This window comes from Streptomyces decoyicus (assembly GCF_019880305.1).
Lineage (GTDB): Bacteria > Actinomycetota > Actinomycetes > Streptomycetales > Streptomycetaceae > Streptomyces > Streptomyces decoyicus.
On record NZ_CP082301.1, the window covers coordinates 2721865 to 2737682 of the forward strand.

9 protein-coding genes are annotated in these 15818 nt (G+C 68.1%); 8 read left to right on the top strand and 1 reads right to left on the bottom strand.

The genetic code is table 11. The features are described 5' to 3' along the window. Positions 1-46 precede the first annotated feature (46 nt). The 3 genes from K7C20_RS38985 to K7C20_RS12020 are packed head-to-tail and all read left to right on the top strand — an operon-like array spanning position 47 to position 8875. Positions 47-7684, top strand: a complete 7638-nt coding sequence (locus K7C20_RS38985) for a toxin glutamine deamidase domain-containing protein (protein WP_281429748.1) — start codon at positions 47-49, stop codon at positions 7682-7684. Beyond that, positions 7662-8513, top strand: a complete 852-nt coding sequence (locus K7C20_RS12015) for an immunity 49 family protein (RefSeq protein ID WP_030085291.1) — start codon at positions 7662-7664, stop codon at positions 8511-8513. Before K7C20_RS38985 ends, K7C20_RS12015 begins: the two co-directional genes overlap by 23 nt. Before the next feature lie 44 nt (positions 8514-8557). Next, positions 8558-8875, top strand: a complete 318-nt coding sequence (locus tag K7C20_RS12020; RefSeq protein ID WP_030085289.1) for a hypothetical protein — start codon at positions 8558-8560, stop codon at positions 8873-8875. Positions 8876-8992: 117 nt separating this feature from the next. Here K7C20_RS12020 and K7C20_RS12025 read toward each other — a convergent pair whose 3' ends face one another. Further along, positions 8993-9565 carry a hypothetical protein gene (locus K7C20_RS12025; RefSeq protein WP_030085287.1) on the bottom strand — a complete coding sequence of 191 codons (573 nt, stop codon included), beginning with the start codon at positions 9563-9565 and terminating at the stop codon, positions 8993-8995. A gap of 146 nt (positions 9566-9711) precedes the next feature. On the opposite strand from K7C20_RS12025, the gene K7C20_RS12030 reads away from it, so the two are divergent. From K7C20_RS12030 to K7C20_RS12050, 5 genes are all read left to right on the top strand, one after another. Further along, positions 9712-11952: an SUKH-4 family immunity protein gene (locus K7C20_RS12030; RefSeq protein ID WP_150127358.1), complete on the top strand. Its 2241-nt coding sequence runs from the start codon at positions 9712-9714 to the stop codon at positions 11950-11952. A gap of 93 nt (positions 11953-12045) precedes the next feature. Further along, positions 12046-12399: a hypothetical protein gene (locus K7C20_RS12035; protein WP_245171954.1), complete on the top strand. Its 354-nt coding sequence runs from the start codon at positions 12046-12048 to the stop codon at positions 12397-12399. A 194-nt stretch (positions 12400-12593) separates the two neighbouring features. Next, positions 12594-13853: an ABC transporter substrate-binding protein gene (locus K7C20_RS12040; protein WP_030085281.1), complete on the top strand. Its 1260-nt coding sequence runs from the start codon at positions 12594-12596 to the stop codon at positions 13851-13853. Between the two features lie 155 nt (positions 13854-14008). After that, on the top strand, positions 14009-14917 hold the full coding sequence (locus K7C20_RS12045; RefSeq protein ID WP_030085279.1) for a carbohydrate ABC transporter permease: 909 nt from the start codon (positions 14009-14011) through the stop codon (positions 14915-14917). Positions 14918-14923: 6 nt separating this feature from the next. Beyond that, complete coding sequence (locus tag K7C20_RS12050) at positions 14924-15760, top strand: carbohydrate ABC transporter permease (protein ID WP_030085277.1); 837 nt, start codon at positions 14924-14926, stop codon at positions 15758-15760. The last annotated feature ends 58 nt before the right edge of the window (positions 15761-15818 follow it).

The following is a 15818-nucleotide window of genomic DNA, read 5'->3' on the forward strand; positions in this document are numbered from 1 at the left end:
ACGTCTGAATGCGCGTTTTTCACGGGGGAGTTCCATCTTGTCTGTCATGCTGCCGGATCCTCTTGAGTGGGTCCTGGACATGCTCGGATTCAACTGGCCGCACGCAGACGAAGACAAGCTGATCGCATGCGCCCAGGTCTGGCGCAATTTCGCGGCGGAGGTCGAGGGTCATCAGGCCCGCGGCAACTCCTACGCGAGCAATGTGCTCGGCGAGAACTCCGGCGACTCCATCGAGGGTTTCAGCAAGGCCTGGGAAAAGTTCTCGGGTGGTTCGGGGTATCTGAACGACGCCCGTGAGGCGGCCGAGGTCATCGCCTTCACGCTGGAGGCCGCCGCCGCCCTGGTCATCGGCATGAAGATCGCCGTCATTGTCCAGTTGGCGATCCTGGCCGCCGAGATCATCGCAGCCCAGGCGGCGGCCCCCTTCACCCTCGGACTGTCCGAAATCGGTGGCGCGGCCGCCACGCTGGCCACCCGTGAGATGGTCCGCAAGATCCTCAAGGAGGTCGCCAAGCAGCTGCTCGAGGCGATCGTTGAGGCGGCCAAGGAGCCGGTGATCTCCGCGCTCGAGGCGATGGTCTCCGACCTCATCGCCCAGACCGTCAACCAGAACTTCGGCGCCCAGAAGGGCTACGACCTGGGCCGGACCGCCAAGGAGGGCTACGCCGCCGGCAAGGACGCCGTGGAGAACACCGGGGAGAGCCTCGGCGAAAGCCTCCGCGACGGTGCGGGCGGACGCGCCGGACGCCGCGCCCGCCACGGCCTGGACTCCGCGGCGGGACACGGAAGTGACGAAAGCGGTTCCGGAGACGGCGGCGGCGACGGCGGCGGTTCGGGGACCGGTTCCGGCAGTGGTTCGGGCAGCGGCTCCGGCAGCAGCTCTGACGGAGGCGGATCGGGCAGCGGGTCGGGCAGCGGGTCGGGCTCCGGCGGCGGCTCCGGAAGCAGCTCGGGCAGTGGCTCGGGCAGTGGCTCCGACGGCGGCTCGGGGAGCACGTCCGGGAGCGGCTCGGACGGCGGCTCCGGCAGCACCGCCGGCGGCGGCTCCACCGGCACCTCGAACGACTCCAGCGGCAGTAGCAGCGGCAACCGCGGCGGCTCGGACGGCGGCGGCTCCACCACCCACAGCCCCCGCGCCTCGGACAACGCGGGTGCGGCGAGTGGACCGGACAGCGGTGGCGCGGGCAGCAACCCGTCCTCCTCCAACAGCCCCTCCAACGGCGCGGATCCTGCCCGCAACACCCCCGAAGCCCAGCCCCTGCCGCCCCCGGAGCAGCGCTCCCCCTTCGACGAGGGCTTCCAGGGCAGCAACGACAGCCCGTACGGGTCACCCCACACCCCCGACTCCGGAGACGCGCCGAACGGCGGCCCCACCCCCGACTCGGGACACGCGCCGAACGGCGGCCCCACCCCCGATTCCGGGCACACCCCCGACTCGGGCTCCACCCCGGACACCTCCCGCCCGGACTCGGACACACCGAGCACCCAGCCCACGCCGGACAACACCCCCGACTCAGCGCGCCCCGACCCCGACTCGGTCACCACCCAGCCCGCACCCGACAACACCCCCGACTCGGCCCGCCCCGACCCCGACTCGGTCACCACCCAGCCCGCACGGGACAACACCCCCGACGCCGCGCGGCCGGACGCGGACGCGGTCAGCACCCAGCCGGCCCACGACAACACCCCGGAAGGGGCCCGTCCCGCCCCCGCCCCCGCCCCGGCCCCCGTCAGCACCCAGCCCGCACCGGACCAATCCCCCCAGCAGACCGGACCTTCGCACCCGGACGCGCCCCAGGCGAGCGGGCCTTCACACCCCGACGCCTCCTCCCAGCCGTCTCCGGCTCCCTCGCAGGCCCCCGACCCCGTAGCCGGCAACCCGCCCTCCTACGGCGACAACTCCCACAGCTCCAACGGCTCCCCCGACGCAACCGGCAACGACAACGGCAACGGGACGGGCAACGGCACCCCCAATGGGGACAACTCGGCCACCGGCGGCGGCCGCGCCTCGATGCCGCATGCCGGCCCCCCGCCCCAGGGCGCCCCCGTACAGCACACCCCGTCGTCCGGCCAGCCCATCCAGCAGCGCGACCCGGCACCCGGCGACCCCATGCCCACCGTGGACGACCCCGACGACACCACCGTCACCACCCAGTCCGCGGGCACCGCCACCATGCCCCCGCCCACCCAGCACGCCCCCGACGCCGGCAGCACGCCCTCCACCCCCACCCCGCAACAGGCCCAGCCCAACAGCTCCCAGGCGAACGGCCCGATGATGGCGGGCGCCATCCCACCCCAGGGCGGCCCCGGCACCTCCACACCCCGCGGCGGCACCCCGTCCACCGGAAACGGCAACCCTGCCGCACGCCCCACCAACCGGCGGCCCGACGGTTCCCAGGCCATCCGCGACGTCACCCAGCAGCCCACACCGGAGCGCCCCGCCTACAACCCCCGTCTCGACGGACCCCGCCGCGACGCCCCCACCACACCCCCCGGCAACAACCGCCGCCCCGACGGCTCGCAGATCGTCCACGACCACACCCAGCAGCCGACCCCCGAGCGCCCCCCGCACAACCCACGCCTCGACGGCCCCGCGCCCCACGACGACTCCCGGCCCGAGAACACCGATTCCCCTCGCCCGGACCCGGACACGCCCCACCAGGACGACAACAGCCGACAGGTTCCCGCCGAACCGAGCGGCAGCACCACCCACCCGGACGCAGCGCAGCAGACGGACACCTCCCACGGGGACCGGCCTCAGGCCGACGACCCCAGCCAGGCCCCGTCGCGTCCGGATGCCCAAAACCCCGGCGCACCGAACCCCAACTTCCCGCACCCGCAACAGCAACCGCAGCACCAGCAGCCGTACCCGCAACAGCAGCCGCACCCACAGCAGTCCGTCCAGCAGCAAGCGCACCCACAACAGCCGGTTCAGCAGCAGACGCACTCACAACAGCCCACGCTGCAGAGTCACACACCCCCTCAGCAGCAGCACCCACACCAGCAGACGCCCCAGCACCAGCATCAGCAACCCCAGCAACACCAACCCCACCACCAGCAGCCGCAGCCGCCCATGCACCAGCAGGCTCCCCACCAGCAGTCTGCGCCGCACCACCAGAATCAGAACCCCGACCAGTCCCATCCCCTGCCGGACCAGCAGCCCCAGCCTCAGGCGCCGGTCCCGCAGCCCGCGAACCTCCGTAGCCACACCGACGTACGGATCGGTCTCAACATCCAGCCGCGGGGCCTGTATTCGCCGTTCCCGCGCGACCAGCAGGCGTTGGAGGCGAGCTTCCCGCGGAACCCGGACGGCACTCCGCGCGCGTTCAACGACCCGTTCCAGCCGTGGGCGCAGCTCCAGAACGACGGCGGCCGGGACGTCCCCGGACGCGGCAACAACTGCGCCGATTGCACCCGCTCCTTCATGGAGTCCTGGTACGGCCACCCGCAGGTCTCCTCGCCACGCACCTACGACCCCGACGGCCGAGGCGGCATCGACCGCAGGACCGGTGAACGGGACGGCGCCGCCAACATCGAGCAGTACGCGGGCACCGACTTCCGTACCTCCGGCCAGAACTCCCATGACGGCTACGCCCGAATAGCCGACGAGCTCCGCCAGGCGGGACACGGCGCATCGGCCGCGGTACTGATCACCTGGCCCAAGACGCGCAGCGGCAGGCCCGGCGGCGCACACGTCTTCAACGCGGTCAACCACAACGGCCGCGTCATCTGGGTCGACAGCCAGTCCGGCAAGGTCAGCGAACAGCCCATCAACACCAAGGCCGTGGACGTCTGGCACCTCGTCCTTGACGCCAACCGGCAGCCGTTCGATCCCGCTACGGCCCAGAACCAGACCCCGCAGCAACAAGCCCCCCAAAACCAGCAGCAGGCACAAGCACAACAAAACCAGCAGCAGGCGCAACAGCAGGCCCAAGCGCAGCAACAAGCCCAAGCACAGGCGCAGGCACAGGCACAGGCACAGGCACAACAGCAAGCCCAAGCGCAGGCCCAAGCGCAGGCACAGGCACAGGCACAACAGCAGCACGCTCAGGCGCAGCAGCAGGCACAGGCTCAAGCCCAGCAGCCCCACCCATACGCCCAGCAGCCACAGCCACAGCCACAGCCGTACGCCCAGCAGCCACAGCCGAGCCCCTACGCGCAACAGCAGCAGGCTCCGGCGCCACAGCAGCACCAACAGCAGGTCCAGGCGCAGCCGTACACGCATGCCCAAGCCCAGCAAGCCCAGGCTCAACAGCAAGCACAGCCACAACAGGCCCACCCGTACGCCCAACAACCGCAGCCGCAGCCGCAGCCAAATCCCTACGCCCAACAGCAGCAGCAGCAGCAGCCCAACCCGTACCAGCAGCAGCCTCAGCAGAGCCCGTACAACCAGCCCTATCAGCAGCCGAGCCCGCACCCTCAGCAGCAGACGCAGCCCCCGCACGCCCAGCAGCCAGGCCCGCAGCAACAACCCCACCCACAGCAGCAGCCTGGCCCCTTCCAGCAACACCAGCCTGGCCCCCACAACCAGCAGCCCCACCCACAGCAGAGCCCGTACGCCCAGCACCCCAACCCGTACCAGCAGCAGCCCCACCAGCAGGCTGCCCCCTACGCACAGGCGCATCAACAGCAGCCGTACGCCCAGCAGCAGCCCAACCCGTACCAGCAACACCAGCAGCAGCCGAGCCCGAACACCCAGCAGCCGACGCCGTACGCGCAGTCGCAGCAGCCGGGGCCCTACCAGCAGCCGGGCCCCCACGCCCAGCAGCAGACCCAGCCCAACCCGTACGCCCAGCAGCAACAGCCACAGCAGCAGGCCCCACAGCAACAGGTCCCGCAGCAGCAACAGCCAAGCCCGTACACCCAGCAGCAACAGCCGCAGCAGCAGGTGCCACAACAGCAGGCCCCCCACACTCAGCAACAGCCACCGCAGCAGACGCAGCAGACGCAGCAGACGCAGCAGGCGCAGCAGGCGCAGCAGGCGCAGCAGCAGGCACCCCACTCTCAGCAGCCAGCACCCCAGCAGCAGACCCAGCCCCACCAGCAGCAGCAGCAGCAGCAGCAGCCGACCCTCCAGGCACAGCCCCACCAGCAGCAACCGTCCCCGGAGCAGTCGTCCACCGGGGAAGAGGGCACCGCGCAACCGCAGAACAAGCAGGAAGACCCCAACGGCCACGGCGCGATCCGCAACGATCTCAACCACCACCCCCAGGGCCTGCTTCCTCCGCACCCCCACGATCAACAGCTGTTGGAGAACGCCATCCCGCGCAACGCGGACGGCACACCACAGCGCTTCGCCAACCCCTTCGACTCGTGGGCCCAGCTACAGAACGACGGCGGCAACACCGTCCCCGGGCGCAGCAACAACTGCGCCGACTGCTCCCGCTCCTTCCTGGAGACCTGGTTCGGCAACCCGCAGGTCTCCGCACCGCGGACACCCGACACCGACAAGGACGGCAAGCCCGACACCTGGTCCCCGGAGCGGGCCGCAAACGAGAACCAGATCCGCTGGAGCGGCGCCAAGCACTCCTACGCAGGAACGGGCCAGGACCCGAACACCGCCACCCGTATCGCCAATGACCTCCAGAAGGCCGGCCACGGAGCGGCAGCGATCATCCAGGTCAACTGGCCCAAGGGCGGCGGTCATGCCTTCAACGCCGTGAACTACCACGGCAAGATCATCTGGATCGACACCCAGACCGGACAGGTCAGCCACGACCCCATCCACATCTCCAAGGCAAAGCACGTCTTCCACATCCCGCTGGATGCCAACCGCCAGCCATTGCACGCGGACAAAGCCGTCGCCAAGCCCGACACCACCCCCACCGACCAGGCACAGGCCAAGCCGGACACCACACCAGCCGACCAGGCACAACCCAAGCCCGACACCACACCAGCCGACCAGGCACAACCCAAGCCCGACACCACACCAGCCGACCAGGCACAACCCAAGCCCGACACCACACCAGCCGACCAGGCACAACCCAAGCCCGACACCACACCCACGGAACAGTCGCAGAACAAGCCCGACGCTTCCCCCGCCCCGAAAACCGACACCACTGAGGGCTCCCCCACCCCCCACCACACCGACGCCAACACTGACGGCACCCCTAAGGACCCCACCGACCACCACACGGACAACACCCCTGGGGACCCCACCAACACCACATCCGACGGGACCCCCGACAGTCAGCCCACGGACCGTCCCTCCGACCACGCTCCCTCGGTCGACCCGGACACCACACGGCCGGCCGACCATGCCGACCCGCTCAACCAGGCCTCCCCGAAGCCCGAGCACACACCCAACGACCACCAGCAGTCCTCCACTCCCCCGAGCGACCGCGCTGCCACACCCCCTCGCCGTAGTGCGGACGCCTCACTCCACCTCGCCAACGCACTGCGCCACGACCAGAACCCGCTGATGTACGGCAGGCCTGCACCTCACGGACCTGACCTGACAAGCAACCATTCCGCATCGCCGGAGCCGCACCAGCAGCACTCCACTCCGGAAACCACAGCCGGCAATCCGCCCCGGACCACCGAACCCCATCCCGCCGCGCCTACGACAGCTCATCCGAGCCAGCACCCTGCGCCCGCAGACCCTGCGAGCGCCGATCCGGACGACTCCGATAACGACAGGGAGATTCGGCGCAAGCAGCTCGAGAAGGCCAACACGGATCCCGCGTGGTTCAAGAAGTACTACCAAAAGAACGGGCACCGGATCCGCAAGGACAGGAAGGACGAGAACGGCAACCGAGTGCCGCAGCTGCACCCCACGGGTGATCCGAAAGCTCCATGGATGCTGGCAAGTGACGCACCAGAGGCCGAACCCGAGAGCTACATAGATTCCGGAGAAGTGAAACGCGACGGCAAGACCGGAATCTCCGAGGACAACCTTAAAAAGCTCGATAAATCAGCAAAGAAGCGCCAGGACGCGATCACCGCCGACGACCTGCCGCACAAGGCGAGGCAAAAGGCAAAGGAAGAATACGAGAAAAATAAGACCGCCGAGAACAAGGCGGAATTCGACAGGGCGGACGCGGCCCACAGCCCTCTGCATGGAAAGATGACGCGGGCCAGCGAGGACTACGGCGAGGATGTCGCCGAGTACCATGCCATCCCCGAGCACTTCAGCGATGCAGTACGAGTCGATGACCGGGGCAGCGGAAACAACCGGTTCGACCAGGTGTGGAAGCTCCCGAACGGCGAGTTCATCGTCGTAGAGGCAAAGGGATCGCGCCTCGCCGGCCTCGGTGACCGTCGAGGGCTACCGGCGGGCGCAAGGGACATCGATCACGATCAGCCCGAGGTAGGTACCCAGCGGCACGACGACGCGGAGCAAGACAACCAGGAGGACTCCGACGGCTCAACAAGCCCGACCGTACGCAGAGTCAAGCAAGGAACTCGCGATTACTTCAAAGTGATCTTGCATGAGATGGAAATTCGCAGCGCCGAGAACATGGTGAAGGCAACCACTGACGCCGAAATGGCTCACGCCGAGGCCGAAGCGGACCTGGCAAGCGAACTCGAGGCTGCCCTGCGGGCCAAACCCAGCCGAATAACCTATCTGCTCATCAAGGGTGTGCCGAACGGCGAGAAGCACGGGGGGTACGAAATGTACCAGTTCGACATCAGGACAAAGAAGGAGAAGGAGCAGCAGAATGATCAAAATCCCCCGGCATGACTTCCCCACGAGAAATATTCACCGCATCTTGGAGGTAACGACCCCGAAGCTACAGAAGAAAATTGAGGGCATTTCAGAAGATCCGGAATGGATCACCTCGGCGTTGGATTCTGCGGCCCTGGTGCTCAATCTGCGCTGCGCCGACGACCCGACAGCCGCAAAGATTGAGACATGGGAATCCTGCGTCACAGCGATGCAGGTGGGCTCCGCGCTCTTCGCCTCGGCGCGGGCAAGTACCGAGACCGTTGAATGCCTCATCGATCACGAGCGGCGCACCGTCCCGACCGGTGCCCTGCCCTGGGTGGACGCCGGCAACTGGCTCACGGCCTTCTGGCTGGCCTGCGTATGCCGGGAGAAGGGGCGCCTGAACGAGCTGTGCCAGGTCCCGGTATCGCTCTTGCGGAACTCCGGCGCGGTATTCGACGCATACATCTATGACTGGGTCGAGGCCCTCCAGGCCTACTGGCTACAGCAGCCCCAACTCGGCGACAAGTTGGTAGCCGCCGTGGACGGCACCGATCCCGATGTCATCCGGCACACCGATGCGGGAGGCGTCCTTCGCCTCATGTATCCGCCGATGAACCTGCTGACGCAGCTGGTTCGTGGTGACGCGGAGAAGTTCAACGCCGAACTCGCCAAGGCGCTGGAGTGGCACAAGGACCACTGGACCCGTGACGACCGCGAATTCAACCCGGAAGGCTTCATCTCCCTGGGCCTCACAGCAGTCACCTGCCTCGCACGTGACGCAGGGTTCACCATCACGGTCGAGTCCGAGTACCTGCCCGAAGGACTGCTCGACGCCGAATGGGTCGGCGAATTTCCCACATAACACGTCGCCCGTACTCAGGCGGAACCGTGTAGGACAGGAGCAAAATGACCAGCCCGCAGGACAATCTCACTCCGCCCACCACTCCCGAGGAAGCGCTCGCCATCGTCCGTAGCCGCTACGCCGAGCCCACGCTGGCAGACGGCTCTCCCGCTCCGATGCATGTCGAGGAATTCGACATCGGCTATCTCGTGTACACCGAGTACCCCGACACCACCGATGCTTCGGGCGAGCCCCAGCCGGCCCCGCCCGGTGGGTCGAAGATCGTCGTGGCCAAGGACACCGGAGAAACCGTCACCGTGCCCAACTTCCCCACGGAGACGGCCATCGCGCTCTACCGGCAGCAGCGCCCGTCCCAGGCATGAACGAAGGGCTTCTGCTCGGTGAGTCGACGGCCTAAGGCCACTCGTCCGGTCGGTGACAGATGAGGCTACGGCGGCGTTGACGAAGGTGACACAGGCGAGCGCCGTCTTCCGTATGTCCTAGTGGCCGGGCACGGGGGGCGTTGGCGGAGGGGATTGGGGGTCCAGCCAGCCGGTTGCCCTCAGGACCTGCGCGGCGATCTCCCTGACGGACCGGCCGTCGGTGGCTACCCGAAAGGTGTCGTCGGACGCCCTTTCGTCCAGGAGCCGGGCCTTGTACGCGCTGCTCTTGAGCTCCCGTTCGAGCTCCGATCCGATCTCACGGGCCACCAGCCGCTCATGGGTGGTGGAGTCGGAGGCGGTGAGGAGGACCCGTACGGTCCAGGTGTCTGCCCCCAGGGCCCGCTCGAAGAGCCCTGCGCTCTCGGGAAGCACACTCACGGTGTTGGTGTAGATGAGGCGGCGATAGCCGAGTTGGTGGTAATTGGCCCATAGCGCGGTCAGGTTGCGTTCGGTGATCTGGGAGCGGTGCGGGTCTCCGTCCGGGGCCGGATGCACCTGGCCCATGAAATCGCCCTCGATGATGGCGTGCGGAACGGACGCGGCTCGCAGTCGATCCGAAACCTCCCAGCCGACCGTGGACTTGCCCACACCTGCCCTGCCGCCGATAAGCAGTAATTCTGTGCGGTTCATGGCGGCATGATGCCAGCTGACCGGCGCCGGAGCCCCGCCGCCTCCACACCACCCGGCCACCGGACAATGGCAGGTGGCCTACGAGCCACAACAAGAGGGCAGGCCGCCGGGTTTGGGCGCGCCGCGGGCAGAGGGAATCGAATCGGATGACGGAGCACGGCGGAGCGGCAAGGGACACCGACACCTCGGCAGGCGACACGCTTTCTCTGCTTTCCGCGTGGTGGCGTGAGGTGCGCGCCGGACGTGAAGAACGTGAGGGGCGTGGGCGAAGCCAGCGGGCTCATCTCGTCGATTCCTCGGGTTCCATGGGCGCTTCCGTGCTGAAGCAGCTTCATCAGCGCACTGAAGGAAGCATCCTGGTGGATGCTGCCGGGCGCACGGCCGAGGAAGTGCACGTCGAGGTACTCCACCGCCTCGGTGTCGACGTGTCCCCCGCGAACCGTCGAAATTGGCGTCGTACGCTCAAGAGGTTGGACGAAAGCCGCCTCGTTCTCATCGCCCATGCTCATCGGGCGGGCCATACCCGTGGTTCGTCCGAACCTGATCGCTTGCTGTCCAAGACCGTCAGAGATCTGAGTGGCCGCAAGGTCGGCGCCATCGTCCATCTCACCCCGGAAAGACTGCCCCGCCTCGCCGAGGCCGTGTTCCACCTCCACGGCCGGGATACCGGTGAGGCGGACTGGCCGATACCGATCCGCGCGTTGGCGCTGGCCCGGCCCCGCGTCGTGCCGCTGCGCGTATGGGCCGAACTCACCGCGGCGCTCGGCGGGGATCCCGTCACCGAAACCGTGCTCCGTGGCGTGCTGGAGGAATTCTCCGCCCATCTGGTGTCCGGTGAGGACGGGGTGGCCTTCGCCGATGAGAGCCTGGCGGAAGAACTGCGCCGAGGTACGGCGGACGGCGAGATCGCCCGGGTCGACCGGCACATGAACGAGTGGCTGCGGCGCATTTCCCCCGAGTTCCGCCATCCGGAGGGGTGGGCGAAATCGGGTCCTGAGGGCCTTTACACCGCCACCGGGCTTGCCATGCACGCCGCACAGGCCGACTTTGCTGAATGGCTGTCGTCCGGTGACAGCGAACCCCGGGCCGCGCTCCTCAATGACCTGCTGCGGGACGGGAGCGTGCTGGCCCATATCCCGCAGACGGCGTTGATGGATGCCGCACGCTGTGCGTTCATCGGCGATGTCCCGGGGAATACCGCCGCCGGCGCCGCGGTCCGCCTCTGGTCCTACGGCGTGATCCCCTCCACCCAGCCGGAATGGGCCGCCTGGCTGCATGTGATGGCCACTGCCCGTGGCGACCGGGCGCTTGCCGCCGCCGTCGCCCATTCCGGTGTGCGCCTGCCCTGGAAGGCGAAGTGGACGCATTGGCGACCACCGGGCGGCTGTCACTGGCGCTATCTCGAACCAGGTCCCGTCGACGGGCTGGTCGAAGTGCGCTGGCAGGGCCGCCCCGCGGTTGCGGGTATCCATACCTGGGACACCCGCGCGGACATCTGGGACGCGGCCACCGGTGAACATCTTGCCGGTCCCTGGTACGAGGACATTCCGGAGGAGAATCACGGTGACCTGTCCTGGCCTCCGGGGGAGGACCAGGGCCGTCCGGGCCCTGACGCTGTCGGCGACTTCGAGGACGCCTTGTCCGATGAGGAAGGGGTTCACGATCTGTTCCTCGGCAGTGCCCCGCTCCCCGTCGGGAATCAGGTGATCCTCGGTGGTTCAGGGGGCCTCTTCGCCATCGAGGCCGCCCCCGGAGAAACGTTCTCCGCTCCCCACTTCCCTCACCTTGAACCTCTTTCCGGAAATTACGCCTCCACCAGCGCGGTGACCCCCGCCGATTCCCCTCCCCCCGGCCCGAGAGATCTCATCGAGCTGTACGGGGCTCGTCGCATCCACGCTTTCCCGGAGCAGCTGCTGCCCGACGGGCTGACGGACGAACCGACCCGCCGCATGCTCATCGAATTCGGCCTCCCCGCACTGAGCAACGAAGACGGCCTGGGCATCTACCCGCACGGCGACCACCGCATGAGCATCTTTGACGAAGTCACCTGGCCCTCGGATATCGACCCGGTCGAGGAAGCCGGCCCCTTCCTTCAGATCGGCTTCTGGATGGGCGGCAAGCTCGTGATCGACGGCCCTACGGGCCACGTGTTGCGTATCCCGTCAGAGCCGGGTGAGGAGCACCTTGCGGGCCTGCCCGCAGCGCACAGCCTGGAGAACTTCCTCACCATGGTCGCGCTGTGGGTCACCGGCCATCTCACCAAAGGCCTCGTCGAGGGTGACGACGAGGCCTGCCTCCTGCCCGACCACGTGCTCACCGCCCACAAACGTATCGACCCGGTGGGAGCCGAAGCCCCCGCCTGGTCTTACGCCTTCCACAGTCCATGACGGGTGTTCGTGCGCCATCGTCCACCGGCCGCGCCGAATTCACCCCCGGCGCGCGACCACACTCCATTGCAGGTTACGAGGAGAGAACACCACGTGCCGGAGACCGATCCATCGGAGACCGAGCCGCCGGCGACCGAGCCGCCCGAAGCTGAGAAGCCGCTACCGCCGACAACCGTTGAGCAGGTGCTGGAAATGGCCCGCACCGGTTTTCAGCCTCTCTGCCACGACGGCACCCCTGCACCCCTGCATGTCGAAGAGTTCGATATCGGCTACCTCGTCTACGCCAGGTTTCCCCCCACCGAGCCTCGTTCATTCGGCGGCAGCCATCTGGTCATCTCCAAAGCTGACGGGGCACGGACCTACGTACCCAACTTCCCCCCGAAATCCGCGATCGCTCTCTATCGCGCACGCCGCCTGCCCGACTCGCGCTCGCCGAGGGGTGATTGATGGGGGCAGCCGGACACCGGACAGGCGGGCGGGCGGCCCGGCCGGAGACCTCGTAGGAAGGACTGTGGCGGGCGCGGCAGAGGTCGTTTCGCAGAGATGCAATGCACGCTTCACGCTCGTGCGGCAGAGTGGACGGTCGCACCGTCGGTGATCGACGATCACCGGGAGGTTACGAGCGCAGGGGGCGACGTGCCATGACGGAGATCGACAGGCGGAGGCTGTTGGCGGCCGGCGGTGGGGTCGCCCTGGCCGCGGGGCTGGCGACGGGGTGTGGGTCCAACACCGGGCGGGGTGGCGGTGGTTCGGGGCCGGAGATCAGCCAGTGGTACCACCAGTACGGTGAGACCGGCACCGAGCGGGCCGTGAAGCGGTATGCCGCCGCGTACAAGAAGGCCGGGGTGCGGGTGCAGTGGCGGCCGGGGGATTACGACCGGCAGACGGCGGCCGCGCTGCTCACCGACTCGGGGCCGGACGTCTTCGAGGTCAACGGGCCGCTGCTGGACCAGATCCAGGGCGGGCAGGTCGTCGATCTGACGGCCGAGGTCGAGCCGGTCAAGGACGACTTCCACCAGGCCGTGCTGGCGCCGAAGATCTGGCAGGACAAGATCTGGGGCATCCCGCAGGCCGTGGACATGCAGGTGCTCTATTACCGCAAGAGCCTGCTGAAGAAGGCCGGGGTGCAGCCGCCGCGCACGCTCGACGAGCTGGTGGACGGGGCGAAGAAGCTCAGCGACAAGAAGGCCAAGGGGCTGTTCCTGGGGAACGACGGCGGGGTGGGGGTGCTCGGTGGGACGCCGTTGTTCGCCGCGGGGCTGAGCCTGATCGGTGCGGACGGCAAGGCCGGGTTCGACGATCCGGCCGCGGCGCGGGCGCTCGGGAAGATCCGGCAGTTGTACGCCGACAAGTCGTTGCTGCTGGGGGCGCCCACGGACTGGTCCGATCCGGCTGCGTTCATCCAGGGGCTGACCGCGATGCAGTGGTCGGGGCTGTGGGCGCTGCCGCAGATCAGGAAGGCGCTGGGGGACGACTTCGGGGTGCTGCCGTTCCCGAAGGACGGGAGCGGAGGAAAACCGTCCGTTCCGGTGGGCGCCTACGGCTCCGCGGTCAGCGCGCGGAGCAAGCGCAGGTCGGAGGCGAAGGCCTTCGCGAAGTGGCTGTGGGTGGACCGCACCGACTTCCAGCAGGACTTTGCGCTGTCGTACGGGTTCCACATTCCGGCGCGGATCTCGCTGGCGAAGAAGGCCGAGCAGTTGCAGTCCGGCCCGGCGGCCGACGCGGTCCGGTTCGCGACCGATCACGGCTACGCCGAGCCGCTGTTGTGGACGACCGCGGACCGTACCGCCTATCAGGACGCGCTGAGCCGGATCATCAAGGACGGCGCCAACCCGGAGAGTGAGCTCAAGACGGTGGTGCGCAAGGTCAACGCCGAGCTTCAGCGGGCCAGGAAGAAGTGACGGCGGAAGGGACCGAAGAGACGGTCGGAGGGGCGGACGGAGCAGCGGACGGAGCGGCAGCCCAAGGGCCGGTCGGCGACGTGCCGGTCCGCACGGTCGCGGCGGCCCCGGGCGCCGGGCCCCGACCGCTCGGTGCCCGCTCACTCGGCGCCCGATTGCTCGGCCCGCAGCGGCGGAATCTGTGGTTCTGGGTCTTCGTCGGACCGTTCGCGATCGGACTGGGCCTGTTCACGTACGTGCCGTTGGCGTGGAGCGTCTATCTGAGCTTCTTCGACGCGCACAACACGGTGAGTCCGGCCGGGTCGGACTTCGTCGGGCTGGGCAACTACGCGACGATGCTGACCGACGACGCGTTCCTGGGAAGTCTCGGCACGTTTGCGCTGTTCACCGTCTTCATCGTGCCGGCCACCTACGCGCTCTCGCTCGCGCTCGCGCTGATGGTCAACCGGCTGCGCTTCGCCCAGGCGTTCTTCCGGTCGGTGTTCTTTCTGCCGACGGCCTGCTCGTACGTGGTCGCGGCGGTGATCTGGAAGCTGTCGATCTTCAACGGGGTGCGGTTCGGGCTGGCCAATACCGTGCTGGGGTGGTTCGGCGCGGACCAGACCGCCTGGCTGTCGACGACCGATCCGCCCTGGTACTGGCTGGTCATCGTGACCGTACGGCTGTGGCTCCAGGCCGGGTTCTACATGATCCTTTTCTTGGCGGGGCTCCAGCGGATCTCTCCGCAGCTGTACGAGGCGGCGGCGGTGGACGGGGCGCGCCCCGGCTGGCAGACGTTCCGCCACATCACCTTTCCGCAGTTGCGCGCCACGTCGGTGGCGGTGGTGCTGCTATTGGTGATCAATGCGTTCCAGGGGTTCGACGAGTTCTACAACCTGCTGAGCGATGCGCGCGGCTATCCGCCGTACGCCCGGCCGCCGTTGGTCTATCTCTACTACACGGCCCTCGGACGGGATCAGAACCTCGGGCTGGGCAGCGCGGGTGCGGTGATCCTCGCGCTGATCATCGCGGTGGCGACGGTGGTGCAGGCCCGCTGGTTCGGCCTCGGCCGCAAGGAGGAGTGAGCACCGATGCATGACGCGCTGACCAGGGCCGGGCGCGCCCTGCGGGTGGTCGTCCTGATCGCCCTCGCGCTGCTGTTCCTGATTCCGTTCTATCTGCTGGTGCGCAACGGCCTGGCCACGGAACGGGACATCACGGCACCCGGCTGGACGTTCTTCCCGCACACGCTCCAGTGGTCGAACCTCACCGAGGTGTTCCGGGACCCGAACCTCCCCCTGGGGCGGGCGCTGCTCAACTCCATCTTGATCGCGGTGTCGACGACTGCCGGGACGGTGCTGCTGGCCTCGCTCGCGGGCTACGGCCTGGCGCGGATCCCGTACCGGCGCGCCAATGTCGTCTTCTACGCGGTCCTGGGGACGCTGATGGTGCCGGCGGCCGTGACGTTCGTGCCGAGCTTCGTCCTGGTGTCGACGCTCGGATGGATCTCCACACTGCGCGGGCTGGTCGTCCCGACGCTGTTCAGCGCGTTCGCCTGCTTCATCTTCCGGCAGTACTTCCTGGGCTTCCCCAAGGAGCTGGAGGACGCGGCGCGGGTCGACGGGCTCGGCTACTGGCGGACGTACTGGCGCATCGTGGTCCCCAACGCCCGCCCGGTCTTCGCCGCCGTCGGCACCATCGTTTTCATCGGGGCCTGGAACGCCTTCCTGTGGCCGCTGGTGATCGGGCAGGACCAGGAGGCCTGGACGGTGCAGGTGGCGCTGTCGACGTTCACCACCGCGCAGAACCTCAATCTGCATGAGCTGTTCGTTGCCGCGGCCGTGTCGATCGCCCCGCTGGTGGTGGTCTTCCTGTTGCTCCAGCGGTACATCGTCGCGGGGGTGGAGCGCAGTGGGATCGATGACTGACGGATTGAGGACACTTGCATGAGGGAGACTGGCGGATTGAGGACGCCTGCATGAGGGA

What these genes read in the sequence shown, in the direction of transcription:
- K7C20_RS38985 (WP_281429748.1), top strand. Translation starts at nt 47, where the DNA reads ATGCTGCCGGATCCTCTTGAGTGGGTCCTGGACATGCTCGGATTCAAC.
- K7C20_RS12030 (WP_150127358.1), top strand. Translation starts at nt 9,712, where the DNA reads ATGACGGAGCACGGCGGAGCGGCAAGGGACACCGACACCTCGGCAGGC.
- K7C20_RS12040 (WP_030085281.1), top strand. Translation starts at nt 12,594, where the DNA reads ATGACGGAGATCGACAGGCGGAGGCTGTTGGCGGCCGGCGGTGGGGTC.
- K7C20_RS12050 (WP_030085277.1), top strand. Translation starts at nt 14,924, where the DNA reads ATGCATGACGCGCTGACCAGGGCCGGGCGCGCCCTGCGGGTGGTCGTC.
- K7C20_RS12020 (WP_030085289.1), top strand. Translation starts at nt 8,558, where the DNA reads ATGACCAGCCCGCAGGACAATCTCACTCCGCCCACCACTCCCGAGGAA.
- K7C20_RS12015 (WP_030085291.1), top strand. Translation starts at nt 7,662, where the DNA reads ATGATCAAAATCCCCCGGCATGACTTCCCCACGAGAAATATTCACCGC.
- K7C20_RS12025 (WP_030085287.1), bottom strand. Translation starts at nt 9,565, where the DNA reads ATGAACCGCACAGAATTACTGCTTATCGGCGGCAGGGCAGGTGTGGGC.